The sequence below is a fragment of the Brevundimonas denitrificans genome, assembly GCF_030160755.1.
In the GTDB taxonomy this organism is placed as follows: domain Bacteria; phylum Pseudomonadota; class Alphaproteobacteria; order Caulobacterales; family Caulobacteraceae; genus Brevundimonas; species Brevundimonas denitrificans.
Map to the genome: position 1 here is coordinate 1 of NZ_BSOY01000029.1, position 24,501 is coordinate 24,501.

Consider the following 24,501-nt stretch of genomic DNA (forward strand, 5'->3'; position numbering starts at 1 on the left):
GGCGGCGCGCAGCCGGGTGCGACGGTCCTCGAGGATGCGGCCCCCGGCCCGGGCGAGGCGCCGGTCCAGATCGGCGACGGCGTAGCGCAGATCGGCCAGCACCGGGGTGGCGATCTCGGCCGCGCCCGTCGGCGTGGGCGCGCGGCGGTCGGAGACGAAGTCGATCAGCGTGGTGTCGGTCTCGTGCCCCACGGCCGAGATGATGGGGATTGAGGCGGCGGCGACGGTGCGGGCCAGTCCCTCGTCATTGAAGCACCAAAGGTCCTCCACCGAACCGCCGCCGCGGGCGACGATCAGGATGTCGGGGCGGGGGATGGCGCCGCCGGCGGTCAGGGCGTCGAAGCCGCGGATGGCGTTGGAGACCTGGCCGCAGGCGGCGTCGCCCTGGACGACGACCGGCCAGACGATGACGCGGCAGGGCCAGCGCTCGGCGATGCGGTGCAGGATGTCGCGGATCACGGCGCCGGTCGGGCTGGTGATGACGCCGACCACGGCGGGGAAGGTCGGGATGGGCTGTTTGCGGCCCGGTTCGAACAGGCCCTCGCCGGCCAGTTTCGCCTTGAGCCGTTCCAGCTGGGCCAGAAGGGCGCCGGCGCCGGCGGCCTCCATGGTCTCGATGACGATCTGGTAGGAGGACCGCGCGGGATAGGAGGTGATCTTGCCGGTGACGATGACTTCCAGCCCGGACTCGGGCCGGACGCCGAGACCGCGGACCGACCCCTTCCAGATGACGCCGTCGATGGCCGCCTTGTCGTCCTTGAGCGTCAGATAGACGTGGCCCGAGGCGTGGTGATTGACCTTGGAGATCTCGCCCCGCAGCCGGACATGGCCAAACCGGTCCTCGAGCGTGCGCTTGAGGGCGAAGGACAGCTCCGAGACCGTCTGGGGCGGATTGTTGTCCCGCGCGGGCGGCGGCGGTTCGTCGGCCGGGCCCTCGAAGACGTAGGAGTCGTCGCTCATGGGGGGAGACTAGCGGGGCGAGGGGGCGGCGGGAATGGGGCGCGGGCGGATGCCGGCGACGGGCGGGAGGCGGACACTTGCTGAAGTGCTGGATTGGGGGTCAATGCAGCCTCAGGTTCGATGAGGGGGGAACATGTTGCTGTCGATGTTGTTGGCGGTACAGGCCGAGGAAGTGGTTGTCCGCGCTATTGAGCTTCGCCCGGCAAACCCTTGGGTGGAAGTCTCCAGGGCAAGCTGTGGCCGCCAGCGCCTCGAAGTCAGAAGGCCGATGCGACCCCTCCAGACAGGCTCCCGGGTGCTGCTCAACGGACGGACGCCGCGCGGCGACGTAAGTCCCCTGGAGCTGGAACTGGGCGAAGTCGGCGCAGCTTACCGCATGTCTTTCCAGTGCTCACAGAACGGCGAAACGATGCAGTTGAGCTGGGTGAGCGGCTTGGTCGGGGAAGGCGGACAGGTCCGCTATCGCGCTGGCTCGGCTGAGTTCCGCCGAGGAGCGTTGGTCAGATCGCTGTCGGAAGAGGCCGACGAAGAGACCTTTTGGTATCGTTGACGCGAATGCCTGCAGCGGGTCGGAAGCGGACCTGAAGCCGGCGGCGGCCCGCCATCCGGTTCCGGGTCGCCACTGATGGTCCGGCTCTGTAGCCTGGTTGCAGGCCGGACCGCAGGGAGTTGAAGTACGGCATGGCGAAGCAGGACGAACGGAACCGGGACGAGGCGGGTCAGGGCGGGCCCGTCCGCTCGGGGGAGCGTCCGATCGAACTCAAGATCCGTGACATCGGTCAACTGTTCCAGTCCCTGGATCCGCTGCCGTTCCGCGAGAGGGATCTTGACGCCGCGGTCGAGGAATATGTCGTCGCCTGGGCGCGCGAACAGGGCGGGTCGGCTCCGATCCGTATCCTTGTCCACCTGCCCGCCGAGGAGACGCAACGCGAGGAGGCCGGGCATATCGCCGATGCGATCCGCAACTATTTCGCCTATCGCGCCGAGGTCGCCGGCTGGGAGCTGAACGAGCTGTTCCGCATAGGCCGCGCCTCGCTCGCCATCGGCCTGACGGTGCTGGCCCTGTGCGTCGCCCTCGGGGCGGAGATCAGCAGCCGGGTCGGGGAGGGCTATGTCGGCCGCTTCTTTGACGAAGGCTTGATCATCCTCGGCTGGGTCGCCAACTGGCGCCCGGTCCAGATCTTTCTGTATGACTGGTGGCCGCTGGCCCGCCGCCGCAGACTCTATGAGCGCCTGGCCCGGGCGGCTATCGAGCTCAGGTCGCTGCGGGCGTGAGGCTGGCCAGCAGACGCGGCGAACCGCGTCCGGGGAAGTCGGCCGGCGCAATCCGCTGGAACTCTCCGTCAGACGGGGCCATTGTCCCGGCATGGCCGACCCCCGCAACACCGACCCCGCCGACCAGGATCCCCGCGAAAGCGAGATGGGACGGCGCAGCGACGGGTCTTCGATGAGTCCCTGGCTGGTCATCGGCGTGATCCTGCTTGTCGCCGTGGCGGTCTATGCGATCTCCGCCGTTCTGGTCTGATGCGAGCCGCGACTTGACCGGCCCCGCCGCTCCGGTCATTGCCCGCGCATGAATATCCTGCTGGTGGGATCGGGCGGCCGCGAGCACGCCCTGGCGTGGAAGATCGCCCAGTCGCCGCTGGTGCGGCGGCTGGTCATCGCGCCGGGCAATCCGGGCATGGAGACGCTGGGCGAACTGCGGCCCATGAAGGTGACCGACGCCGACGGGCTGTGCGCCCTGGCGCGCGAGATCAAGGCCGATCTGGTGGTGGTCGGACCCGAGACGGCGCTGGAGGCCGGGCTGGCCGACCGGCTGGCGACGGCGGGCATCCCCTGTTTCGGACCGACGGCGAAGGCGGCGCAGCTGGAGACCTCCAAGGCCTTCTCCAAGGCCTTCATGGAGCGGCACGAAATCCCCACCGCCGGCTTCGGCGTCTATGAGCGGCTGCACGAGGCGCGGCAGGCCCTGTCGGTGTTCAAGCCGCCCTATGTGATCAAGGCCGACGGCCTGGCGGCGGGCAAGGGCGTGGCCATCAGCCCGACCAGGCGCGACGCCGAGGCCGAGATCGAGCGGATGCTGGGCGGCCGGTTCGGCACGGCCGGCGCCCGGGTGGTGATTGAGGAGTTCATGGACGGCGAGGAGGGCTCGCTGTTCGCGGTCTGCGACGGGCAGCGCGCCGTGCTGCTGGGCGGGGCCCAGGACCACAAGCGGGCCTATGACGGCGACCTGGGGCCGAACACGGGCGGGATGGGCAGCTATTCGCCGGCGCCGGTGTTCACCCCGGAGCTGGTCGAGGCGGCGGACCGGCTGATCGTCCAGCCGGTGGTGGCGGCGATGGCCGCCGAAGGCATGCCCTATCGCGGGGTGCTGTACGCCGGTCTGATGGCGACCGGGGACGGACCCAAGGTGGTCGAGTTCAACGCCCGTTTCGGCGATCCCGAATGCCAGGTGCTGATGATGCGGCTGGACGGGGACATCGTGCCCCTGCTGCTGGCCTGCGCGCGCGGCGACCTGACCCGGGCGCCGATGCCGGCGTTCAGCCCGGATACGGTGATCTGCGTGGTGCTGGCCGCCTCGGGCTATCCCGACAGTCCGCTGGAGGGGTCGATCATCCGCGGGGCCGAGCAGGATTTCGGACCGCATGTGCAGGTCTTCCACGCGGGGACTCGGCGCCGGCCGGATCGTCAGCTGGCGGCGGCGGGCGGCCGGGTGCTGAACGTCTGCGCCCGCGGCAAGGACATCGCCGAGGCGCGCGAGCGGGCCTATGCGGCGGTGAAGAAGATCGACTGGCCGAGCGGCTTCCACCGCACGGATATCGGCTGGCGGGCGCTGGAGCGGGATTCCGGGGGGAACTGAATCCATGACCGACGCCGCCCTGCCGCCCGAGCCGCCGAGCCACTACCGCGACGGGAAGGAAAGGCTCGCCGATCTGATCGTCCACCTGACCGGGCTGGCGCTGGCGCTGGTCGGGGGCGGGATGTTGCTGGGGCTGGCCATCGGCTTCGGCCATGTCGGACGGCTGACGGCGGCGGCCATCTATGCGGTCGGGTTGCTGACCATGCTGGGCCTGTCGACGGCCTATAATTTCGCCGCGCCGCGGTTCCAGCCGCTGCTCCGGCGGTTCGACCACGCGGGCATCTTCATCATGATCGCCGGCTCCTACACGCCGTTCACGACCCAGCATCTGACGGGAGCCTGGGCCTGGGGGATGACGTCGGCGGTGTGGGGCACGGCGATCTTCGCCGCCCTGGCCAAGCTTTTCCTGCCCGGGCTGGGCAAAGGGTTCTGGATCGTCGTCTATCTGGCGCTGGGCTGGCTGATGGTGATCGCCATCCAGCCGATCCTGCAGAGCCTCGGCCTGCCGCCGCTGATCCTGATGGCGGTCGGCGGGCTGCTGTATTCGGTGGGCGTGATCTTCTACGCCAACAAGGCCATGCGCTACCGGCGCGCGATCTGGCACGGCCATGTCGTGGTGGCCGCGGCGGTGCACTGGGTGGCCGTGCTGCTGGCGGTGCTGAAATAGGTCGGCGTCAGGCCCAGGCGAACAGCAGACGGCCCTCGCCCATGCGCTCGCGCAGGGCCGGGAGGTCGGCGTGGCTGACCGAGAAACAGCCGTAGCTGCGGCCCAGCTTGCCCTCGCGGGCGAGGAAGTCCGGGTCGGCGTAGTCGGCGCCGTGGATGATGATCGCGCGCTCGCGGGCCCTGTTGTTCGAATACTCCAGCCCGTCGAGCAGGACGTTCGGTCCCTGCTGGGCCCCGTGGCTGGCGCCGGCGGTGGCGTAGGCGCCGACGGAGGACATGTGGCTGTCGGGGGTGTTGCCGAAGCTGGTGGCGAAGCCGGTGTGCGTCGGGTCGGAGCCGCGTCCGTGGCTGGTGCGCATCAGGGTGACGGAGCCGCCTTCGAGGTCGACCTCGTACAGCCGTTCGTCGCCCGAGAATTTCTTGAAGTCGACCAGGTACATCCGGTCGCGGCGGGTGATGCGATGACCGTGGATGTCGAGGGCGGCCGTGGCCCGCTCCATCAGTTCCTTGCGGACCTGACTGCGCGGGTCGAGCGGACGGGTGGTGTTGAGCTGTGAGGTGATGACCTGGGCCGGACGGGCCGGAAGCTGGGGACCGGGCGTGACGGTCACGAGCGGCTGAATGCTCGCCGTCTGCGCGGCCGCAGTGGCGCAGCCCGACAGCATGGCCACGCCGCCCAGAATGAAGCCTCGTCTCGCCAAGCGCATGCGACGCCCCTCGCACGGTTACAGAACTGGTCACGGGTTGTTTCAGTTCGTGACGGGTGTTTCAACCTGAGCCTTGGTCAGGACCCCCGGATGTGTAAGGTGCAAACCCTGTTCCGGGAGGATTTCGTGAAGCTGATCACATCATTGCTAACGGCCGCGGCCCTGTTCGCCGCGACGAGCGCCGGGGCGCAAACGCCTGCGCCTGCACCGGTTTCTCCTGTGGAGGGAACGACGTTCGTCCATGTGGGCCGGCTTCTGGCCGATCCTGCGACCGGTGTTGTGCAGCGCGATAAAACTCTCGTGATCGAAGGGAACCGGATCGTCGATGTGCGGGACGGCTTCGTCGGAGACGGCCGGATCGTCGATCTGAGGTCGTCCTTCGTCCTGCCGGGCCTGATCGACAGCCACGTCCATCTGACCGGCGAGCAGAACCCGAACAGCCGGCTGGAGGGCGTGACCCAGTCCGATGTCGAACAGGCCTTTGTCGGCGCCCGGTTCGCGCGGCGGACCCTGATGGCCGGGTTCACGACGGTCGCCGACCTGGGCGCGACCAACCAGACGATCTTCGCCCTGCGTGACGCGGTGCGGCGCGGCGACGTGGCCGGTCCGAGGATCATCGCCTCGGGCGAGTCCGTCTCGGTCCACGGCGGCCACGGCGACGTCAACGGCTATCGCGAAGACATCATGCATCTGTTCACCGGCGAGAGCATCTGCTCGGGCGCCGACGATTGCATGCGGGCGGTGCGGCTGCAGGTCCGTTCGGGCGCCGACATCATCAAGATCACGGCGACCGGCGGGGTGCTGTCCAACACGGCGGCGGGCCTGGGCCAGCAGTTCTCGGACGAGGAATTGGCGGCCATCATCGGCGCGGCGCACCGGATGGGACGCCAGGTGACGGCGCACGCCCACGGCGTCGACGGGATCAACGCCTTCCTGCGCGCCGGCGGCGACTCGATCGAGCACGGCACCTATCTGGACGATGAATCGATCCGGCTGTTCCGCCGCGAGGGGACCTATCTGGTGCCCACCCTGCTGGCCGGGGATTTCGTCGGGCGGATCGCCTCGGGCCCGAACAATTTCTTCACCCCGGCCCAGACGGCCAAGGCGCTGGAGGCCGGGCCGAAGATGCTGGACATGGTCCGCCGGGCCCATGCGGGCGGGGTGCGGATCGCCTTCGGCACCGACTCGGGCGTCTCGGCCCACGGGGACAACGCCCAGGAGTTCGCCCTGCTGGTCCGGGCCGGGATGACGCCGCTGGAGACGATCCAGGCGGCCACGGTGAATGCGGCGGCGCATCTGCGGATCTCGCAGGACGCCGGTCGGATCGCCACGGGCATGCCGGCCGATCTGATCGCGGTCGGAGGCGACCCGCTGACGGATGTGACCGAGCTGGAGCGGGTCCGGTTCGTGATGCGCGGCGGGGTGGTTTACCGGGCGGAGTGAGGCCTTACCGCGCCCAGCAGCAGGCGCTGAAACGCCGCCTCGTCCTCGAAGGTCGCCTTGACCGGCCATGAGAGGACCCGCGCCCGCCATTCGGGGGGCAGGCGGAACCAGTCCTTTTCCGTGGTGACCATGCGGGCGTGATGACGTCCGGCGTGGTCGGCGAGGAAGGCCAGGTCGGCCTCGCGGAAGGCGGCGTGGTCGGGGAACGGGGCGAAGTCGATCAGCTCGGCCCCGGCGGCGTCGAGGGCGCGCTCGACCTTCCACGGCTTGGCGATGCCGGCGAAGGCGAGGATGGGACCCTTGGGCGGCGGCGCGGCGGGCATCAGTCGGGCGACATGGACGGGCAGGTCGCCGAACGCCTCCATCAGCTCGGGATCGACGCCCGGAGCGTCGGCCGGCAGCAGGATGACGACCGCGTCGGCGCGCCCGAGACCGTGGCGGAGCTTCTCGCGCATCGGGCCCGACGGAAAGACGGAGCCGTCGCCGAAGGGCCATTCGTCGCCGCGCGTTTCACCATCGACGACGACCAGGCTGAGGGTCTTCTTCAGGGTGGGGTTCTGGTGCGCGTCGTCGAGAACCAGAACCTCGGCGCCGGACGCCGCCGCGGCGCGGGCCCCGGCGACGCGGTCATGGGCGATCCAGGTCGGGCCGCCGAGGGCCAGCATGAGGGGCTCGTCGCCGACGTCGGCGGCGGTGTGGATGGCGGCGTCGACCTGGGTCGGCTCGCGTAGCGACCCGCCGTAGCCGCGCGACAGGCCGTGGGCGTTGATCCCGGCCTCGTGCAGCAGGCGGATGGCCTCGCGCGTCACGGGGGTCTTGCCCGAGCCGCCGACGGTGAGATTGCCGACCGAGATGATCGGCACGCCGGGATCGACCGGGTCGGCGCGGGCGATGCGGCGGGCGGTGGCGGCGGCCCAGACCCAGGACAGGGGCTTGAGCACGGTCCGCGCCACCGCGCCGTGGCGGGCGTCGCGCGTGTACCACCAGCGGGGGGTGTTGAGCTTCATCGGCGGCCTCGCGGGGCGAGGGGCAGCAGGGGCGTGATCGTCTCCCACAGGCGGTCCAGGCCAGAACCGGCCTCGGCGGCGGCGCGGCGGCCGCGCTCGCCCATGGCCCTGGCGGCGTCGGTGTCGGCCAGAAGGGGCGCCAGGACGGCGGGCAGGTCCCATGGGGCCTCGACCACGGTCAGGCCGCCGGCCTGAACCAGCGCTTCGGTGACGGCGGCCCAGTTGCTCATGTCGGGACCGGTGACGGCGGGCTTGCCGAGACGGGCGGGCTCCAGCGGATTGTGACCGCCGACCGGAGGCTTTTCCAGCGCGGCGGAGAAGGAGCCGCCCATGACCACGACGTCGGCGAGGCGCAGGAACAGGCCCATCTCGCCGAGGGTGTCGGCGAGATAGAGATCGGTCTCGCGGTCCGGTTCGCGACCTTCGGAGCGGCGGGCGAAACGATAGCCGTCGCGGCCGAGGGCGGCGGCGATCTCCGCGCTGCGGGCGGGATGGCGGGGCACCAGGATCAGGCAGAGGCGGTCGGCCAGCCGGTCAAGAGCGCGGACGAGGGCGATCTCCTCGCCGTCATGGGTGCTGGCGGCGACGACCACGGGCCGGTCGCCGATCGCGGCGCTGAGCCGGGTGAAGGCGGCGGCGTCGTGCGGCGGGGCCTCGCCGGACAGTTTCAGGTTCACATGGCCGTCGATGCGGGCGCCGAGGCTGCGCAGCCGGGCGGCGGAGGTCTCGTCCTGCGGCAGGATGCGATCGAAGGCTGAGAGGATTTCCCGCACCGCGCCGGGGAAGCGGCGCCAGCCGTCGACGGTCTTTTCCGTGATGCGGGCGCTGGCCAGGACCAGTTTCACGCCGCGCTTGCGGGCCTCGAGGATCAGATTGGGCCAGAGTTCGCTCTCGACGAAGACGGCGAGCGACGGCCGCCAATGGTCGAGGAAGGCGGTCACGGCGCCCGGCGCGTCGATCGGGGCGAACTGGTGGATGACGCCCGCCGGCAACCGCTGGGCCAGCAGGGCCGCCGAGGTCAGGGTGCCGGAGGTGACGAGAACGCTCAGGTCCGGCCGGCTCCGGCGCAGGCGTTCGACCACGGGCAGGAGCGACAGGGTCTCGCCGACGCTGACGCCGTGCAGCCAGACGAGGTCGCCGTCGGGGCGGGCGACCGAGGCGCGGCCGAGGCGTTCATCGACGCGGGCCGAGTCCTCCTTGCCCTGTTTGGCGCGGGCGTCGAGAAACCGCGGGGCCAGCGGCTCAAGCAGGCGGGTCAGAAGACGCCAGGCGATCAGGGCGGGGCTCACCGGGACGGTTCCAGCCCGGTGATGGCGTCGGCCTCGGCTTCGACCGCGTTGAGGCGCTCCGTCCATGCAAGCGCCACGTCCGCGAGCCCGGCCCCCTCGGGATAGGTCGCGACGTCCCAGACGATGGCGCCGCGGCCGAACGGGAGGGGCAGGATGGCCCGGTCCCAGCTGTTCAGCCGGATCGCCGGCTTGCAGGACAGGCCGATGAACAGCACCGGCGCTTTCGACAGTTTCGCCATCAGGGGCAAACCCTCCGCCATCTGGCCAGCGGGACCGCGCGGACCGTCCGGTGTGATAGCCAGGGCGCCGAGCTTGAGCTGGCGCAGGCCGTCGCGGAGGGCCTGGGAGCCGCCCTTGGCTCGATCAGCCTTGTCCTTGTTGGCTGAGGAACCGCGCACGGCGGGGATCCCCTGAAGGGCGACGGCGCGGGCGATGAACTGGCCGTCCGGGCTGAGCGAAATCAGGGCCTTGGCCGGCTGGGCCCGGTCCAGGGGCCAACAGGCGGGGGAAAGCCCGATCCGCGAATGCCAGAAGGTGCAAAGCACGCCGCCGCCGTTCGCCCAGACCGTCTCGGCCACGCCCTCGTTCCTGTGCGTCCAGCGGATGGTGGCGAAACAGAAGCGCATCCAGCCGGCCAGCAGCCAGGCGAGCACGCCCTGGATGAGGGGGTTGCGGAGCGGTCTCATATGACCGCCGCGACGGGGTCCCCGTCGAGGGACTGCTGCTTCGCGAGACGGGCGTAGAGGCCGCCCTGCTTGACCAGTTCGGCGTGCGAACCGGTCTCGACCACGCGGCCGGCCTCGATGACGTGAATGCGGTCGGCGTTGCGCACCGTCGACAGGCGGTGGGCGATCATCAGGGTGGCGCGGCCCTGCATCAGGCGTTCGAGGGCGGCCTGGACGAGGGCCTCGCTCTCGGTGTCGAGCGCGCTGGTGGCCTCGTCGAGCAGCAGGATGGGGGCGTCCTTGAGGAAGGCGCGGGCGATGGCGATGCGCTGGCGCTGGCCGCCGGACAGGCGCAGGCCGGCCTCGCCGGCGCGGGTGGCGTAGCCTTCGGGCAGGGTGGTGATGAACTCATGCGCGGCGGCGGCCTGCGCCGCGGCGACGATGTCCTCGGCCGTGGCGCCGGGGCGGCCATAGGCGATGTTGGCGGCGAGGGTGTCGTCGAACAGGAAGGGTTCCTGGGTGACGAGGGCGATCTTCGACCGCAGGTCGTGCAGCTTCAGTTCGCGGATGTCGCGGCCGTTGACGGTCACGGCGCCGGCGGTGACGTCGTAGAAGCGCGGCAGCAGGCTGAGGATCGTGCTCTTGCCGCCGCCCGAGGGGCCGACGAGGGCGACGGTCTCGCCGGGGGCGACGGTCAGGGACACGTCGGCCAGGGTCGGGGCCCCGCCCTCGAGCGTCGGGGCGTAGGCGAAGGAGACGCGCTCGAAGGCCACGGTGATGGGGCCGTCGGCCAGCGGGGCCGCGTCGGGCGCCTCGCGGATCTCGGGCTGGATGTCGAGAGAGGTGAACAGGCGGCGGGCGGCGGTCAGGCCCTCGGACATGACGGTCTGGAGATTGGTCACTTGCCGCAGCGACTGGCCGGCGGCCATCAGCAGGCCGATGTAGGCGGCGAACGACCCCACGCTCATTTCCCCGTCCCGCGCCCGCCAGCCCGCATAGGCCATGACGGCGGCGACCACGATCATGGCCACGAGGTTGGAGAAGGGGCCGGCGAAGGCGCGGGAGTCCGCGCTCTTGATGACATGGCGCTGGCGGCGGGCGACGACCTCGCCGACCCGGTCTTCCTCGGCCGCCTCGCGGTTCTCGATCTTGATCAGGCGGACGCCGTCGAGGTTCTCCATCAGGGCGGTGGAGAGGTTGGAGGTCTCGACCATGGCCCCGGTGGTGGCCTTGCGCATCCGCTTGCCGAAGCGGCGCATGACGAAGGCGATGACGGGCGCGCCGAGCAGGACGATCGCCGTCAGCCGCCAGTCGGTCCAGGCCATGTAGCCGATGACGGCGACCAGGGTCAGGGCGTGCTGGGTGTAGTTGACCACTCCGTTGGTGAAGGCCTCGCGCACCAGATTGGCGTCGAACAGGACCGAGGAGACGAAGCCGCCCGAATGCTGGCTGCGCAGACGGGCCAGGTCGGCGCGGATCATGGCGCCGAACAGCCGGACCTGGATGTCGCCGACGATGCCGTGGCCGAGCCGGTTGACGAGGGCGGCCTGGCCCAGGGCGGCGGCGGTCCAGATCAGGCCCGCGCCGATGATGATCGCGGGTATCCAGACCAGGGCCCGCCCGGGCGGGATGGTGAAGACCTTCCAGATGGTCACGGCCTCGCCGAGGAACAGGCCGTTGATGGCGGGCTCCAGCAGTTGCAGCACGGTGGCGGCCATGATCCCGACCACGGCGGCGCAGGCGATGGACAGGAACAGCGGCGTCCGGTGGTGCGAGAGATAGTCGCGCCAGATCCGGCCCAGCAGCGGACGCAGGGGCTCTTTCTCCTCGGCGGCGGGGATGGGCGACGTCATCGGTCCGAGGTCGGACGGCTGGGGCGGCAAGTCAAGCGACTCATGGGAGCATCAACCACGTCGCTTCAGGAACTGTTAGAGCGACCTGGCCTTCCTGCCGGGAAAGGAGGACGGGGCATGTTCAAGGCGTTGCAGGTGTTGATCCGCCAGTGGTCCTGTCGCCGGCATCGCTGGCGGCCGGACCGGCGCAGCGCCGGGGGCGAATGGTGCGACCTGTGTCGGGCGCGTCGCAAGGCGCCCTCATAGGCGGGCGGCGGCCAGCCTCCGCTGGACCAGAATGATGGTTCCGACCACGAAGCCGCAGAACAGGGCCCCTTCGAGCCCGCCGGTGACGGCCTGGCTGACGGGGCCGAAGTCCGCCTCGCCGAACAGGCTCCCGATCGGATCGAGGCTGAGGCGGGAGGTCGGGAACTGACGGGCCAGCAGGTCGAGACTGCCGCCCATCAATCGTCCGCCGACCACGGGAATGAGGACGCCGACGACCGCGCCTGCGAGGGCGGTGGAAGCGGCGGTGAGCCTGAGGCTGAACGCCCGGCCCGCGCTGAGCCAAGTTCCGAATCCGATTGCGGCTCCCAGCAGGGCGCCCTCGCCGGCGCCGGTCATCGCCGCCGGCGACTGGCCGAACAGGAGGTTGAAGGCGTCGACGCCCAGCAACTTCACCGCGGCCCCCACGACCAGACCGCCGAACGCCCCGCCGATGATGCTGCCGGGCGAGGCGTGGCCCCAGGCGGTTCTGGCCGCCGCGACGCCGACGCCGACACTGCCGCCTCCGATCACCCCGACTCCGGCGGTGAGGGCGATGAGGACGAGGACGATCGAGCTCGCGCCCATGCCGGACTGCAGCGGCTGGGCGGCGCCCAGTCCGTAGAACAGGCCGCCGATCACGCCGGCGATCCCCCCGCCGATCATCCCGGCGCCGCCGAGCTGGAGAAGCGCGCTCCTTGAGTCGGTCGGAGCCGCGGCGGGCGCTGACCCGATCGGCGCCGCGTCCAGGGGCCGGGCCTCGGCTTCGGGCGATTCGACAGGCGCGATGAAGCGGTAGCCGTGCTTCGGCACCGTCTCGATGAAGCGCGGCCTGGCGGCGTCATCGCCGAGCCGGCGCCGGATGGTGCGGATGCATTGGGTCAGGGCTTCGTCGGTGACGGGCACGCCGCGCCATACCTCGTCGAGAAAGCGATCCTTGGAGACCAGCTTGCCCTGTTCGCGCACCAGAAGGGCCAGGGCGTCGAGATAGCGGGCGTTCAGCTCCACCGGGGCGCCGTCGCGCGTCAGCCGGCGGTCGCCGGGGTCGAGCAGGAAGCGGTCGAAGCGAAAACAGCCGGGGGCCATGGTTCGGGGATACCTCGGGCGTTGCACAGGCCGCTTGCCCGGCGCGCAGGCCATGAAGCGTCAACCATGTGTCGCGGCAAGGCAATGGCCAATCAGGCGCGCGTGCGCTTCGCCGTGTTCAGCGCGACGGCCGCGCGGATGAGGGCCTTGAAGGCGGCTTCATCGAGCGCTGCGCCTTCCGGGATGTCGATGGCCCGCCGGGCGTTTCCTTCGAGGCTGGCGTTGAACAGGCCCGAGGGATCCTCCAGCGCCGCGCCCCGGGCGAAGGTCAGTTTGACGTAGCGCTTGTAGACCTCGCCGGTGCAGAGGATGCCCGCGTGCTCCCACACCGGGACGCCGCGCCATTTGACGGTCTCGACCACCTCGGGATCGGCCTCATGGATGAGGCTGCGAACCCGGGCGAGCGTCTCGCCGCGCCAGTCGCCCAGGGCGGCGATCTTCGCATCGATGAACGGGCCGGGGCGCTCCGCGCCCTCGACGCTGTCGGTCCTGTTCATGGTCGTCCTCCCTTGCGCGCTGTCACATCCGTTCGCCGGGCAGCCGGCTGGCCTGTCTCAGCCAGTCAGCAAGTTGCGCCTCGTCGATCGCGTCGTCTTCGTGGATGTGGAAATAGCGGACCTCCGGGTGTTTCGAGGCGACCGGCGGGACGGGGTCGAGCGAAGAGCCCCTGAAGAAAGCGAGCTTCAGATAGCGGTCGAAGGCGTGGAAGCTGACGAACCAGGCTCCGTCCTCGACCGCGTACAGGGGCGTGTTCCATTTGACCGCCTTCTTCACGCCGGGGACGGTGCGCTCGATCAGGGCGTCGAGGCGGCGCGCGATCTCGCCCTTCCAGCCCGGCGCGGCGGCGATCCAGGCCTGAACGGGGGCGTCGCCGAAGCCCTTGGGAATTTGCGGATTGCCGCCGGAGAGGAGCTTCGCGTCCGGCATTGCGGCTACTCCGCGCCCGCCAGAACGGCGTCCAGCCTGTCGAACATCTGCGCCCAGCCGTGCCGGGCGCCGCCGGTGGCCTGTTTCTGTTCGGGCCGGAAGCCGGCCTGTTCCATGCGCAGGTGGGTCCCCCCATCCGTCGGGGTGAGGGTGAAGGTCACCACGCTCGTCAGATTGAAGGCCGGGTCGTCGTGGGCGAAGTCCCAGCTGTAGGCGAGGGTCCGGTCCGGCTCGACGATCAGCACCTTGCAGTCCAGCACGCCGCCCCAGTCGCCCCGCAGGTTGAATCGATGGCCGACGACGGGCGCGAAGTCGTTCTTCATCAGCCAGGCCTCGATCAGGTGCGGCTGGGTCAGGGCGCGCCAGAGCTTTTCAGGCGGGTGGGCGAATTCGCGCTCGACGACGACGGAGCGGGTTTCGGTCGCGGCGGTCATTGGTCCATCCTTGTCAGCAGGTCTTCGAGGCCGTCGAACCGGGCCTCCCAGAAGCCGGTCATCTGACGGGTCCAGTCTGTCAGAGGCGCCAGGGCCGCGAGCTGGGCGCTGTAGTGGGTCTGGCGGCCTTCGGGGCGGTCGCGCACCAGTCCCGCCAGTTTCAGGACGCCTAGGTGCTTGGACACGGCCGGCTGCGAGACTCCGGCCCGGGCGGTCAGGGCGCCGACCGTCTGCTCTCCGTCACGGCACAGCCGCTCGAAGATGGCCCTTCGGGTAGGATCGGCGAGCGTACGGAACAGGAGATCGGGGTCGCCGGGCGTCATGAAACATAACTCGTTGGCTATTGGTTATGATCCATAACCGGCGAGCTATGTGTGAGTCAAGGCCGGGGACTGCGGTCGGCTGTTCCCATCGCCCCGAGGTCCGACGGAGGGGCGGCTTCAGCCCCTTCAATGGCCGCGGCCATGACGGTCGCCGCGGCGTCACCGCCCAGCCCGGCCTCCCGCGCCAGGGCGCGCCAGCCATGGAAGTCCAGCGCCAGATGCAGCAACGCCCGCTGGACCCCGCTCAGTCCGGCGCCCAGGACCTCGTGCCATCCCGCGATGAATGGGCCGAAGCGCAGATCGGCGACCTCGCGGGTCAGGCGGTGATGCTCGGCGTCGCGGAGGACGCAGGCGAGGAGCGCAGCGTTGGCTTCATACCAGCCGTACACCGCATTCAGCCCGAGGCGCAGCCGCCCGGCGCGGTCGGACACACTCTGCCAGTCGACGGCGTCCGGCGGGGGATTGCGCTCGAGGGACAGGGCCGAACAGGCCATCTGCAGGCTGCGCAGGTCGGGGAAGTGGGCGTACAGGGTGTTGCGCTGAACGCCGGCCCGCTCGGCGACCATGCTGAGACTGGTGTTTGCCGGTCCGACCGCCCCGTGCAGTTCCACCGCCGCCTCGACGATCTTCAGCCGCGTTTCCGCCTGCTGTTCGGCGCGTCGTTTGAGGGTGTAGCCGCGGGCCATCTTATTTCACTGAACAGTTGCGCGCAGCCATATTGACGGCCGGGCGGCATTTCGGTACACGGCAGTGTAGCGTGAAATTGTCGTTCCGTGCAAAGAGGCAGAAGTCATGGAAACCCGCGTCGCCGAAATCGCCGATGGCGTCTACCGCCTGTCGACCTTCGTTGCGGAGGTCGGACCGCCCCTGGGCCTGACCTTCAACCAGTTCCTGGTGCTCGGGGACGAGGCCCTGTTGTTCCACACCGGCCCGCGCCGCATGTTCCCGCAGGTGCTGGAGGCCGCCTCGCGGGTGATCGATCCCGCCGATCTGCGCTGGATCACCTTCGGTCATTTCGAATCGGACGAATGCGGCGCGATGAATGAGTGGCTGGCCGTGGCGCCCAGGGCGGAGGTCGCCCACGGTCGTATCGGCTGCGACGTCTCGCTGAACGACATGGCCGACCGGCCGCCGCGGCCTCTCGACGACGGCGAGGTGATCGAACTCGGCGGCGGCAAGCGGGTCCGCTACATCGACACCCCGCACACGCCGCACGGATGGGACGCCGGCGTCCTTCACGAGGAGTCGACCGGGACCCTGTTTTGCGGCGATCTGTTCACCCAGCAGGGTCAGGCGCCCGCCCTGGTGGAGGGCGACATCGTCGGACCGGCCATCGCGGCGGAGGACCTGTTCGGATATTCGGCTCTCAATCCCGCCATGGGCTCGACCTTGCGCAGGCTGTCGTCGCTGGCCCCACAGACCCTGGCGCTGATGCACGGGCCGGCCTTCCGCGGGGACGGGGCCGCCGCGCTCCGGAGCCTCGGCGGGGACTACGACCGGCGCGCGCGCGAGCGACTGCGTGGATTCGAGTTGGCGCTGTAGCGGGAGGGCGGCCCCCGGCCGGCTTTTGATCCGCCCCGGATGACGGGCGTCGCGCGACCCGCTATCTGCGATCCATGGCGCGTTACGATCTCAGCACCCCGGCCGGCCGGTTCAAGGCGCGGTGGGACTATGTCTGGAAGGACCACGCCTTCCTGCGCCGCTGGTTCATGAACGGCCATTGGCTGGGGCCGGACCTGGTGCGGACCAACCAGCCGTCGCCGCGGCAGCTGGCCTACTGGAAGTCCAAGGGGATCCGGACGGTCATCAACCTGCGCGGGGCGCGGGACGAGGCCTATTATGCGCTGGAGAAGGAGGCCTGCGAACGGCTGGGCCTGACCCTGATCGACGCGCCGCTGGATTCCCGCGATCCGCCGCAGAAGGATCGGGTGCATCGGGCGCGGGAGCTGTTCCGGACGATCGAATATCCGGTGTTGATCCACTGCAAGTCAGGCGCGGACCGGGCCGGGATGATGGCGGTCTTCTATCGCCACTTCCATCTTGGCGAGCCGATCTCCGAAGCGATCAAACAGCTGGACAAGCGATATCTGCACCACCGCGAGGGGCTGACGGGGGTGCTGGACTTTACACTGGAGAAATACCTGAAGGAGGTCGAGCCGACGGGGGTCAGCTTCATCGACTGGATCGACAGCGACGCCTATGACCCCAGGGCGATCCGGGCCGAGTTCAAGGCCGGCTGGTGGGGCACGATCCTGACCGAGAAACTGCTGAGGCGGGAGTAGGCGTCAGCCCCAGGGCCCGCGCGGTTCGCGCTTTTCAGATGGCGACCGGGGTTGTCCGCCCTCGGCGGCGATCTCGGCGTCGCGACGCGCCTTGCGCTCGGCGTTCCAGGTCTTGAGCCAATGAGATTCACGACGGTCGCCGCGCCAGACGCTGATCCACAGAACCAGCACCAGCAACAGCGAGACCAGGGACGCGATCTCCTGTCCGTCGAGGGTTCGGCCGAAGAGGGTCAAGATCGGAGTTCCTGCAAGGGAGCGTCGAGGTCAGGCGCGCCAGTATAGGCCCGGAAGCGCGCCGGGCCGAAGCTCGTTCCGCCGTCAGTGGCCGGGCGCGTCGCCGCGCGGGTCGATCATGCGATGGGCGTGCAGGATGAAGAACCGCATATGGGCGTTGTCGACGGTGGCCTGGGCCCGGGCCTTCCAGGCCTTGCGGGCCTCTTCGTAGTTGGGGAAGGCGCCGACGAACTCGACCTTGGACAGGTCGCGGAACACAGGGGCGTCGAGGTGGCGCAGCTCGCCGCCGATGACGAGGTGCAGGAGTTGTTCGGCTTCGGCGGGCTTGGTCATGGAGTGATCGTCCGGGCAGGGGGAGCTAGCGGGGCGCCAGCGGAATAGGCGCTGTCCGCCGCACGATCAACGGGTGAAGCGCCGGAGCGCTGCACACGAGGCTGTTCTGACGCGGGTCGGCCTGGTTGAAGCTCCAGGCGCGGCCGTGGTGGTCGCTGACCCGCCCGCCCGCCTCCTCGACAATCAGGCAGCCGGCGCAGACGTCCCAGTCCCATTTCGGGGTCAGGTTGATGGCGGCGTCGAAGGCCCCGGCGGCGACCAGGGCCATGCGGTAGGCGATGGCGTTGCGCTTCTCGAACCGCATGGCGGGCCAGGGCTCGATCCAGTGCGGCCCCTCCATCAGCCGGGCGTCGGCGAGGACGGAGGCGTCGTCCAGATCGGTGGTGTCGGAGGCGGTGATCGGACGGCCCTGAAGCGACGCGCCGCCGCCGAGGGTGGCGGTGAAGGTCTCGCCCAGCGCCGGAGCGTGGATGACGGCGGCGACGGGACGTCCGTCCTCGACGATGGCGATGGGAATGCACCACCACGGCTTGCCCTTCATATAGGCGACCGTGCCGTCGATCGGATCGACCACGAAGATGCGGCGGTTCGAAAGGCGGTCGGCGTTGTCGGCGGTTTCTTCCGACAGCCAGCCGTGGTCGGGCCGGGCCGACAGCAGCGTGTCCTTGAGCAGCTGGTCGACGGCCATGTCAGCCGAGGTGACGGGCGAACCGCCGGACTTGGACCAGACCTTCAGCCCGGCGTCGCGTTCGGCCAGCGCCAGCCGGCCCGCCGCCTCGGCGGCGTCGCGGATCAGGTCGAGATCGGCTGCGAAATCGCTCATTTGCCGGCGATGGCCACGCCGTCGAACATCAGCGACGGGCTGTTGAAACTGCCGCGGAATTCGAGGTCCGAGCCGCGCTCGAGCCGGATCCACAGGTCGGCGAGATTGCCGGCGACGGTGACGCCGCTGACGGGCCAGACGATCTCGCCGTTCTCGAACCAGAAGCCCGACACCCCGGCGGACCAGTCGCCGTTGTTGGCGTTCAGCGAGGGGCCGAACATCGAGGTGACCAGCAATCCCGTACCGGCGTCGGCCATCAGCCCGTCCAGATCCCGCTCGCCCGGTTCGAGATGCAGATTATGGGTCGAGACGCCGGGCGGGCCGGCGAGGCCGCGCGAGGCGTGGCCGGTCGAGGCCATTCCCAACTGGGCCGCGGCGGCGCTGTTGAGCAGCCAGGTGCTCAGAACGCCGTCCTGGACGATGGACTGGCGCGACACCGCCACGCCCTCGTCGTCGAACGGGGTGGAGCCAAGGCCGCGGATGCGGAACGGGTCGTCGATCAGATCGACGCCGGTCGGCAGGATGCGCTGGCCGAGACGGTCCTTGAGGAAGGAGGTGCCGCGGGCGATCGAGGGGCCGGAGATGGCGCCGAGAATGGGCGACAGGACCTGGGTGGCGATGCGATTCTCGAAGATGACCGGGGCGGTGGTCGAATCGATCTTGCGCGGCCCCGTGCGGGCCACGGCGCGACGGCCGGCGTAGTCGCCGATGGAGGCGGCCGACGGCAGATCGGACAGGTGACGCACGGCGCGGTGTTCGCCGCCGCGTTCCATGGCGCCGTCCTTTTCGGCGATGACGCCGACGCCGAGGGAGAAGGCCGAGCCGTGGTAGGCGCCGTCAAAGCCGTGCGAGGTGACCAGCCGCCAGCGGCTGGACGAGGCCGAGGCGTGGCCGCCTTCGGATTTGGCCACGCCGGGCACGGCCATGGCGGCGGCCTCGGTCTCGGCGGCCATGGCCTCGAGCTCGGCGGCGCTGCGCTCGGCCGGATCGAACAGATCGAGGTCGGCGAAGGGGCCGCGGGCGAGGCGATCCTGCGGGGCGAGGCCGGCATAGGGGTCCTCCGGCGCGAGCCGGGCCATGGCCACGGCGCGCTCGACCAGGCGGGTTCGCGTGGCGTCGGACAGGTCGGAGGCGGAGACGACGGCCGATCGGCGCCCGATGAAGACCCGCAGGCCGAGGTCGCGGCTCTCTTCGCGTTCGACATCTTCAAGCGCACCGTTGCGGACGCCCACGGACAGGGAGGCGCGCTCGGCCGAGACGGCTTCGGCGGCGTCGGCCCCGGCCCTGAGGGCGGCGGCGACCAGATCGGGCAGGATGTCGGGAGAGGCGGCGGACGCGGTACGGTCAGGCATGCCCCGATATGGCCGGGCCGGGGGTTCCGCGCAACGGCGCCGACGTCAGATGCAGCCGAAGGCGCAGGCGATCAGGGTGCCGGCGCCGCCGATCAGCGCCGCCTGGGTCAGGATCATGCCCGCCATACGCCCGAACGACGGCTGTTTCGTCTGGCTCAGGCCCCAGGCGTGGAGGATGCGCCCGAGCAGCATGGCGCCGCCGACGGCGTGGATCCAGACGGGCTGGAAGTCGAGCAGGGCCATCAGAATCAGGATCGCGAGGCAGGGCGGGATGTATTCCGCCGCATTGCCGAAGGCCCGGCTGGCCGCCGTCAGCTGGGGGTCGCCGCCGTCGCCGAACGACACCTTGAGCCGCTTGCGGGTGAAAATGGTCCTGAACGACAGGACGACCAGCAGCAGGATCGACAGGCCGCTCCACAGCGCCGCGGCCTGGAGGGCCGTCATCGCGTCAAATGTCGCCATCAGTCTTCTCGCCCCACCGGATAGAGCCGGTAGCGATCATCATAGAACGGGGTTCTCTCGTAGAACCACTGCAAACGCGCGTCGCCGTTGGCGGCGAACTCCGGTTCGGCCGCCAGTTTCGCCTCAAACGCGGCCTTCAGCGCCGGGTCGGCGGCCATCATGGCCTCAGCCAGCGGGGCGATGGCGTAGCCTTCGATATATTCGACCCGGCTCAGGACCTCGGGGAACATGCCCCAGGCGAAGAAGCTCTCGGAGGACTGCGGCTCCAGCAGCAGGACGACGATGTCGCCCAGCGGCTGGTCGGTGGGCACGCGGACCGAGCCGGCGGGGAAGGTCCAGTCGCGGCGCTCGGGCGTGACGCCTGTGACGGTGACGCCGACATGGCCCTCATTGGCGCGGGTCGCCAGCTTCGGCTCGACGAGGCGCAGCATGTCGAGGTTGACGGTGCGGGCGGCGTCGACCGTCTCCATCCGGATCCCGTGCAGGCGGAGCCGCTCGATGATGTCCGTGCGATACGACGGCACCCAATAGGCCTCGGGGCGACGGAGGGTCAGGGTCGGACGCGAGCCGTAGAAGGGCAGGGCCCAGGGCTCGAGATCGGCCACGCCCAGCCAGCGGATCTCCTGACGGCCCGAGGCGGGGCTGTCGTACATCTCATAGCGGATGCCCTTGAAGGTCCGGGTGTAGGCCGGGGTCGGGTCGGGGGCGAAATTGGCCGGGATTTCCGTGGGGCGCAGGGCCGTATCGGCGGCGATGGCGCTGCGCAGGGCGGGTCCCTCGGCGGCCAGGCGGCGCAGGGCGGCCTCGAGGAAGACATAGGTCCCCAGCACCCGCTGCTCATAGGGCTTCAGGCTGTGGTTCTCGATCAGGATGGTCGGGACATGGGCCGCCGAGCCCCAGCCGTTGGAGAAGCGCTCGCCGAGGCCGCCGTCCGACAGGCCCGCGCGGGGATCGGCGTCGATGCCGAAGACCAGTTCGCCCGGGATGTGGCCCTCTGCCTCAAGCGCCGCATTGATCGCGGGCTTGAAGGTCGCGTCCAGCCAGGCCGCGATGGCCGGCGAGCGCGACCAGACGCCGTTCTCGCCATTGTAGCCGTAGGTGACGTCGTACTGGTAATCCATGCCGTCGGTGACGTGGATGTCGACGTACAGGTCGGGCCGGTATTTCAGCACCAGACCGCGCACGGCCCGCATCTCGGGCTGGTCCAGTTTCAGATAGTCGCGGTTGAGGTTCTGGTTGGTCGCTGTGTTCCGCCAGCCCTGGATGCGGGGCCCGCGCTGGTTGGGGCGGCTCCAGGCGCTGGCGCGCTCGTGGCCGTCGACCGACAGGATGGGGATCAGGATCAGATTGACCCGGTCCAGCAGGTCGTCCTTGCCGTTGAAGGCGATGTCGCGGAGCAGCATCATGCCCGCGTCCTTGCCGTCGATCTCGCCGGGGTGGATGCCTGCCTGGGCCAGCAGCACGGGCTTGGCCGGATCAAAGGCGGCCCCGTCCTTCGAGGCGATGACGGCGTAGATCGGCCGGCCCTCGGGCGAGACGCCGAACTGTTCGATGCGGATCAGGTCCGAGGCGGCGTCCAGCCGGTCGAACCAGGCGCGGGTATCGGCGTAGTTCGGGCTCTCGTCATGATCGGCGTCGGCCTCGAAGGCCGTGACCCAGGGGTCCGAGGCGTCGCGCAGCAGGGCGCGGCTGGCGCCGTCCCAGGCGGGAGCCGGCGGCAGGAAGGGCTGGTCCCACGGCGCGGCGTTGGCGACGGACGACGGGGCGGACTGGGACATGACGGGACTCGATACGAGCGCGGCGAACGCGGCGATGATCAGGGCGGAGCGCATGACAGGTTCCTCGGCCATTCGTCGCCGCGTTTCAAGCGGCGGGTCGTCCCGGCGGAAGCGCGGCTCCCGCTGCCGGCTCCGTTGTCGCCGCCGGTTCGGTCGGCAGTCCCGCCGCCATGAGCTCCGGGGCGAGAAGCGACGCGATCGCGAGCACGACATACACCGCCATATGCAGGCCGATCATGGTCGCGAATAGCCGGGGCCGCTCTGCTATGGCCGCGGGTACGACCAGCACCAGATAGAACGCGAGGGTCGCAAGATAGCCCCCGATGAGCAGGGCGCCGCCCGGCTTGTTGAAGTTGACGATGATCGCAGCCACGACCAGCAGGGCATTCGCCACGGCGGTCAGCATCAGCACCACCGTCTTGTTGGCCCAGAAGTGATCGTCCAGCGACGCCCCGTCCTCGATCTCGTGGGGGAAGACGAGAGAGGCGGCGATGAAATAGACCAGGGTGATGACCAGCCCGATGACCAGCATGCCGTAGCTGAACGGCAGGTCCCGGAAATTCACCCAGGCCGAGTCCCAGAAGCTGGCGATGTCCAGCGCGACGAACAGGGCCAGCATGGGCGTGAGCCAGCCGATGCGAATCTTCCTGCGGTGCTGGATCGCGGTCGCCAGCCCTGTGGCGATGACGGCGACCGACAGGCCCAGCAACAGGCCGTAGAAGCTGAAGAAGAACTCGAACGCGCTCAAGAGCGGCCCCCCGACCCGTGGTCCGTGACACTAGGGGCGGAATCAGGCCGGCGTCACCCGGCAATCGACCGCCCGCGTGAAGTCCATGACCCAGTTGGTTTCCCAGGTCCGGCCGTCGTCGAAGGAGAACCGCTGGGTCCAGCGGGCGCTGTCGGGGGTGATGTCCGACCAGATGTAGCGGGCGATTACGGGGCGGCCGTCGCAGAAGTCCGGCCCCTCGAGCGTGCATCCGGCGGCGTCGAAGCGGCCGCGCACGGGCGGTTGCAGCACGCCGTTCTGGCTGCTGATCCAGTGGATGACCCATTCGCGGGCCGGCATGTCGAAGGACCGCACCGCCATGCCGGTCCAGCCGCGCGCCGGGCAGTCGATCTGTTCGACATTGGCCAGTCCGCCCAGCCGCGGCTCGCACCAGCCCGTGGAGGGGAATTCATCCCAGTCGTCGGCGCCAACGCCCAGCGTCCTGAGCCTGCGGTTGGCGACGGTCCAGCGGCCGTGGATGAAGTCGAAGTCGTGGATTTCGGGCAGGGATTCGAGAGGTTGGGCGGACATGGCGGGGTTCCTTTCGCTGAACGCCGCAAAGCCATAGGCCCCATAAACTGACATCTGTTGTCAGGATAAATCGGCTAGTGTCGAAAAATGCGCGCCAGCCGACTGCTTTCGATCCTGCTGCTGCTCCAGACCCGGGGGCGGATGACGGCCGAGGCGCTGGCGGCCGAGTTCGAGGTGTCGGTGCGCACCATCTATCGCGATATCGACCAGCTGAGCGCGGCCGGGACGCCGGTCTATGCCGACCGTGGCCGATCGGGCGGATTCCAGCTGATGGACGGCTATCGGACCCGGTTAACCGGCCTGACCGACGCCGAGGCCGAGACGCTTTTCCTCGGCGGCCTGTCCGGGCCGGCGGCGCAGATGGGCTTCTCCGGCGCGGTGACGACCATGCAGCTGAAGCTGCTGGCGGCCCTTCCACCCGAGCGTCAGGCAGCGGCGGAGCGGCTGGCGGGGCGGTTCCACCTTGATCCGGTCGGCTGGTATCAGACCGCCGACGAGGCCGAACGCCTGCCCGTGATCGCACAGGCGGTGTGGAACAGCCGCCGTATCGCCGTGCGCTATGAGAGCTGGAAGGGCGAGGTGGCGCGCGCGCTGGAGCCGCTGGGCCTGATCCTGAAGGCGGGGCTCTGGTATCTGGCGGCGCGACCGGTCGAGGGGCGGGGCGATCCGCGCACCTATCGCGTCTCGAACATTCTGGAGCTGACGGTCGGCGAGGCGACGTTCGAACGGCCCGCCGGCTTCGACCTCGCGGCGTGGTGGGCGGAAACCTCGCGGCGGTTCGAGGCCGACATTTTCACCGGGACGGCGACCCTGAGAGTGTCAAAGGCGGGTCTGAAACAGTTGGCGAAACTGGGGGCCGAGCAGGCGCGGATCGCGGCGGAAGCCGCCGCTGGCGCCGGCGAAGGTTGGGTCGTGGTGACCGTGCCGATCGAGTCGGTCGAGCACGCGGCCGTCGATTTTCTGCGACTGGGCGGCGAGGCCGAAATCCTGGCCCCGGCCGCCCTCAGAGACGCGATGCGCGAGACCGCCGGGCGGCTGGCGCAGCTCTACCGCGACTGAAGCCTCAGCGGTTCAGCTTGGCCTGCAGCCGGTCGTAAACGGCCTGTTCGGCCGTGCGGCGGGCGGTGAGGTCGGCGATCGTGGCCGTGTGTTCCGGAGTGGCGCCGCCGGCGGCCTGGGCGAGGGCGTGGACCGCGGCGAGCTGGGTGTCGAGATTGTTGATCTCGGCCTGGGCGTCCCACATCCGGTCCTCTTCCGCCTCGGTCAGACGCGGCGCGGGCGGGCGGACCCGACGCGGCGGGTCGCGGCGGGCGCCGCTGCCGACCCGCACCTGGGCATCGGCCCCGGTCGGAACGGTCACGACGGGCGAGGCGAGAACGACGGCGAGGAGGGCGATCAGCGGCAGCTTCATGATGGGCCTCGAACAGGGGAGGAAAGCGAAGACGTGACCCTAGATTACCGTTCTGTCATTTGTGAA

At 69.9% G+C, this 24,501-nt stretch carries 30 protein-coding genes; 9 read left to right on the top strand and 21 right to left on the bottom strand.

Annotated features, from left to right (window positions below):
• On the bottom strand, positions 1–960 hold a 960-nt coding region (xseA, locus tag QQJ79_RS07880; RefSeq protein ID WP_284222381.1), incomplete at its 3' end, for an exodeoxyribonuclease VII large subunit.
• Between the two features lie 133 nt (positions 961–1,093).
• Between xseA and QQJ79_RS07885 the strand changes: the two genes are divergently transcribed.
• From QQJ79_RS07885 to trhA, 5 genes are all read left to right on the top strand, one after another.
• The gene (locus QQJ79_RS07885; RefSeq protein WP_284222382.1) at positions 1,094–1,510 is read left to right on the top strand and encodes a hypothetical protein; all 417 of its coding nucleotides are present in this window, start codon (positions 1,094–1,096) and stop codon (positions 1,508–1,510) included.
• Between the two features lie 131 nt (positions 1,511–1,641).
• On the top strand, positions 1,642–2,235 hold the full coding sequence (locus tag QQJ79_RS07890; RefSeq protein ID WP_284222383.1) for a hypothetical protein: 594 nt from the start codon (positions 1,642–1,644) through the stop codon (positions 2,233–2,235).
• Positions 2,236–2,326: 91 nt separating this feature from the next.
• A complete protein-coding gene (locus QQJ79_RS07895) occupies positions 2,327–2,485 on the top strand; it encodes a hypothetical protein (RefSeq protein WP_284222384.1) in 159 nt (52 codons plus the stop codon).
• Between the two features lie 48 nt (positions 2,486–2,533).
• On the top strand, positions 2,534–3,820 hold the full coding sequence (gene purD, locus QQJ79_RS07900) for a phosphoribosylamine--glycine ligase (RefSeq protein WP_284222385.1): 1,287 nt from the start codon (positions 2,534–2,536) through the stop codon (positions 3,818–3,820).
• Between the two features lie 4 nt (positions 3,821–3,824).
• Positions 3,825–4,487: a PAQR family membrane homeostasis protein TrhA gene (trhA, locus tag QQJ79_RS07905; RefSeq protein WP_284222386.1), complete on the top strand. Its 663-nt coding sequence runs from the start codon at positions 3,825–3,827 to the stop codon at positions 4,485–4,487.
• Positions 4,488–4,494: 7 nt separating this feature from the next.
• Here trhA and QQJ79_RS07910 read toward each other — a convergent pair whose 3' ends face one another.
• Positions 4,495–5,193, bottom strand: coding sequence for a murein L,D-transpeptidase catalytic domain-containing protein (locus QQJ79_RS07910; protein ID WP_284222387.1), 699 nt, complete (start codon positions 5,191–5,193; stop codon positions 4,495–4,497).
• Between the two features lie 90 nt (positions 5,194–5,283).
• Between QQJ79_RS07910 and QQJ79_RS07915 the strand changes: the two genes are divergently transcribed.
• A complete protein-coding gene (locus QQJ79_RS07915; RefSeq protein ID WP_284222388.1) occupies positions 5,284–6,636 on the top strand; it encodes a metal-dependent hydrolase family protein in 1,353 nt (450 codons plus the stop codon).
• Here the strand turns inward: QQJ79_RS07915 and lpxK are convergent.
• The 10 genes from lpxK to QQJ79_RS07965 form a co-directional block, all read right to left on the bottom strand.
• Entirely contained in the window at positions 6,621–7,643 is a 1,023-nt protein-coding gene (gene lpxK / locus QQJ79_RS07920; protein ID WP_284222389.1) for a tetraacyldisaccharide 4'-kinase, read from the bottom strand. The two genes, QQJ79_RS07915 and lpxK, sit on opposite strands and share 16 nt — an antisense overlap.
• Positions 7,640–8,932 carry a 3-deoxy-D-manno-octulosonic acid transferase gene (locus QQJ79_RS07925; RefSeq protein ID WP_284222390.1) on the bottom strand — a complete coding sequence of 431 codons (1,293 nt, stop codon included), beginning with the start codon at positions 8,930–8,932 and terminating at the stop codon, positions 7,640–7,642. Before QQJ79_RS07925 ends, lpxK begins: the two co-directional genes overlap by 4 nt.
• On the bottom strand, positions 8,929–9,618 hold the full coding sequence (locus tag QQJ79_RS07930) for a lysophospholipid acyltransferase family protein (RefSeq protein ID WP_284222391.1): 690 nt from the start codon (positions 9,616–9,618) through the stop codon (positions 8,929–8,931). Before QQJ79_RS07930 ends, QQJ79_RS07925 begins: the two co-directional genes overlap by 4 nt.
• Positions 9,615–11,450: an ABC transporter ATP-binding protein gene (locus tag QQJ79_RS07935; protein WP_284222392.1), complete on the bottom strand. Its 1,836-nt coding sequence runs from the start codon at positions 11,448–11,450 to the stop codon at positions 9,615–9,617. The genes QQJ79_RS07930 and QQJ79_RS07935 overlap by 4 nt, the downstream gene beginning before the upstream one ends.
• Before the next feature lie 240 nt (positions 11,451–11,690).
• A complete protein-coding gene (locus tag QQJ79_RS07940) occupies positions 11,691–12,779 on the bottom strand; it encodes a winged helix-turn-helix domain-containing protein (RefSeq protein WP_284222393.1) in 1,089 nt (362 codons plus the stop codon).
• Positions 12,780–12,871: 92 nt separating this feature from the next.
• On the bottom strand, positions 12,872–13,276 hold the full coding sequence (locus QQJ79_RS07945; RefSeq protein WP_284222394.1) for a DUF1801 domain-containing protein: 405 nt from the start codon (positions 13,274–13,276) through the stop codon (positions 12,872–12,874).
• Between the two features lie 22 nt (positions 13,277–13,298).
• Entirely contained in the window at positions 13,299–13,706 is a 408-nt protein-coding gene (locus QQJ79_RS07950) for a DUF1801 domain-containing protein (protein ID WP_284222395.1), read from the bottom strand.
• A gap of 5 nt (positions 13,707–13,711) precedes the next feature.
• On the bottom strand, positions 13,712–14,140 hold the full coding sequence (locus tag QQJ79_RS07955) for an SRPBCC family protein (protein ID WP_284222396.1): 429 nt from the start codon (positions 14,138–14,140) through the stop codon (positions 13,712–13,714).
• Positions 14,137–14,463: an ArsR/SmtB family transcription factor gene (locus QQJ79_RS07960; RefSeq protein ID WP_284222397.1), complete on the bottom strand. Its 327-nt coding sequence runs from the start codon at positions 14,461–14,463 to the stop codon at positions 14,137–14,139. Before QQJ79_RS07960 ends, QQJ79_RS07955 begins: the two co-directional genes overlap by 4 nt.
• A gap of 56 nt (positions 14,464–14,519) precedes the next feature.
• Entirely contained in the window at positions 14,520–15,149 is a 630-nt protein-coding gene (locus QQJ79_RS07965) for a TetR/AcrR family transcriptional regulator (protein ID WP_284222398.1), read from the bottom strand.
• Positions 15,150–15,255: 106 nt separating this feature from the next.
• Between QQJ79_RS07965 and QQJ79_RS07970 the strand changes: the two genes are divergently transcribed.
• Positions 15,256–16,005: an oxygen-binding di-iron domain-containing protein gene (locus QQJ79_RS07970; RefSeq protein WP_284222399.1), complete on the top strand. Its 750-nt coding sequence runs from the start codon at positions 15,256–15,258 to the stop codon at positions 16,003–16,005.
• 74 nt (positions 16,006–16,079) lie between these two features.
• Positions 16,080–16,745 carry a fused DSP-PTPase phosphatase/NAD kinase-like protein gene (locus tag QQJ79_RS07975; protein ID WP_284222400.1) on the top strand — a complete coding sequence of 222 codons (666 nt, stop codon included), beginning with the start codon at positions 16,080–16,082 and terminating at the stop codon, positions 16,743–16,745.
• 3 nt (positions 16,746–16,748) lie between these two features.
• Here QQJ79_RS07975 and QQJ79_RS07980 read toward each other — a convergent pair whose 3' ends face one another.
• From QQJ79_RS07980 to QQJ79_RS08015, 8 genes are all read right to left on the bottom strand, one after another.
• Positions 16,749–16,979: a hypothetical protein gene (locus QQJ79_RS07980; RefSeq protein WP_284222401.1), complete on the bottom strand. Its 231-nt coding sequence runs from the start codon at positions 16,977–16,979 to the stop codon at positions 16,749–16,751.
• A gap of 84 nt (positions 16,980–17,063) precedes the next feature.
• Positions 17,064–17,312 (bottom strand): DUF4170 domain-containing protein, encoded by a 249-nt coding sequence (locus QQJ79_RS07985; protein ID WP_284222402.1) that lies wholly within the window; start codon positions 17,310–17,312, stop codon positions 17,064–17,066.
• A gap of 25 nt (positions 17,313–17,337) precedes the next feature.
• Positions 17,338–18,135, bottom strand: coding sequence for a 3'(2'),5'-bisphosphate nucleotidase CysQ (locus QQJ79_RS07990; RefSeq protein ID WP_284222403.1), 798 nt, complete (start codon positions 18,133–18,135; stop codon positions 17,338–17,340).
• Entirely contained in the window at positions 18,132–19,487 is a 1,356-nt protein-coding gene (locus tag QQJ79_RS07995; RefSeq protein ID WP_284222404.1) for a TldD/PmbA family protein, read from the bottom strand. The genes QQJ79_RS07990 and QQJ79_RS07995 overlap by 4 nt, the downstream gene beginning before the upstream one ends.
• Positions 19,488–19,532: 45 nt before the next feature.
• Positions 19,533–19,949: an MAPEG family protein gene (locus QQJ79_RS08000; protein WP_284222405.1), complete on the bottom strand. Its 417-nt coding sequence runs from the start codon at positions 19,947–19,949 to the stop codon at positions 19,533–19,535.
• Positions 19,949–21,781 carry a M14 family metallopeptidase gene (locus QQJ79_RS08005; RefSeq protein ID WP_284222406.1) on the bottom strand — a complete coding sequence of 611 codons (1,833 nt, stop codon included), beginning with the start codon at positions 21,779–21,781 and terminating at the stop codon, positions 19,949–19,951. The genes QQJ79_RS08000 and QQJ79_RS08005 overlap by 1 nt, the downstream gene beginning before the upstream one ends.
• Before the next feature lie 31 nt (positions 21,782–21,812).
• Positions 21,813–22,475: a hypothetical protein gene (locus QQJ79_RS08010; RefSeq protein WP_284222407.1), complete on the bottom strand. Its 663-nt coding sequence runs from the start codon at positions 22,473–22,475 to the stop codon at positions 21,813–21,815.
• 42 nt (positions 22,476–22,517) lie between these two features.
• Complete coding sequence (locus QQJ79_RS08015) at positions 22,518–23,024, bottom strand: DUF1579 domain-containing protein (RefSeq protein ID WP_284222408.1); 507 nt, start codon at positions 23,022–23,024, stop codon at positions 22,518–22,520.
• Positions 23,025–23,111: 87 nt separating this feature from the next.
• On the opposite strand from QQJ79_RS08015, the gene QQJ79_RS08020 reads away from it, so the two are divergent.
• Positions 23,112–24,083 (top strand): helix-turn-helix transcriptional regulator, encoded by a 972-nt coding sequence (locus QQJ79_RS08020; protein ID WP_284222409.1) that lies wholly within the window; start codon positions 23,112–23,114, stop codon positions 24,081–24,083.
• A gap of 4 nt (positions 24,084–24,087) precedes the next feature.
• Here QQJ79_RS08020 and QQJ79_RS08025 read toward each other — a convergent pair whose 3' ends face one another.
• On the bottom strand, positions 24,088–24,435 hold the full coding sequence (locus QQJ79_RS08025; protein WP_284222410.1) for a hypothetical protein: 348 nt from the start codon (positions 24,433–24,435) through the stop codon (positions 24,088–24,090).
• Positions 24,436–24,501 lie beyond the last annotated feature (66 nt).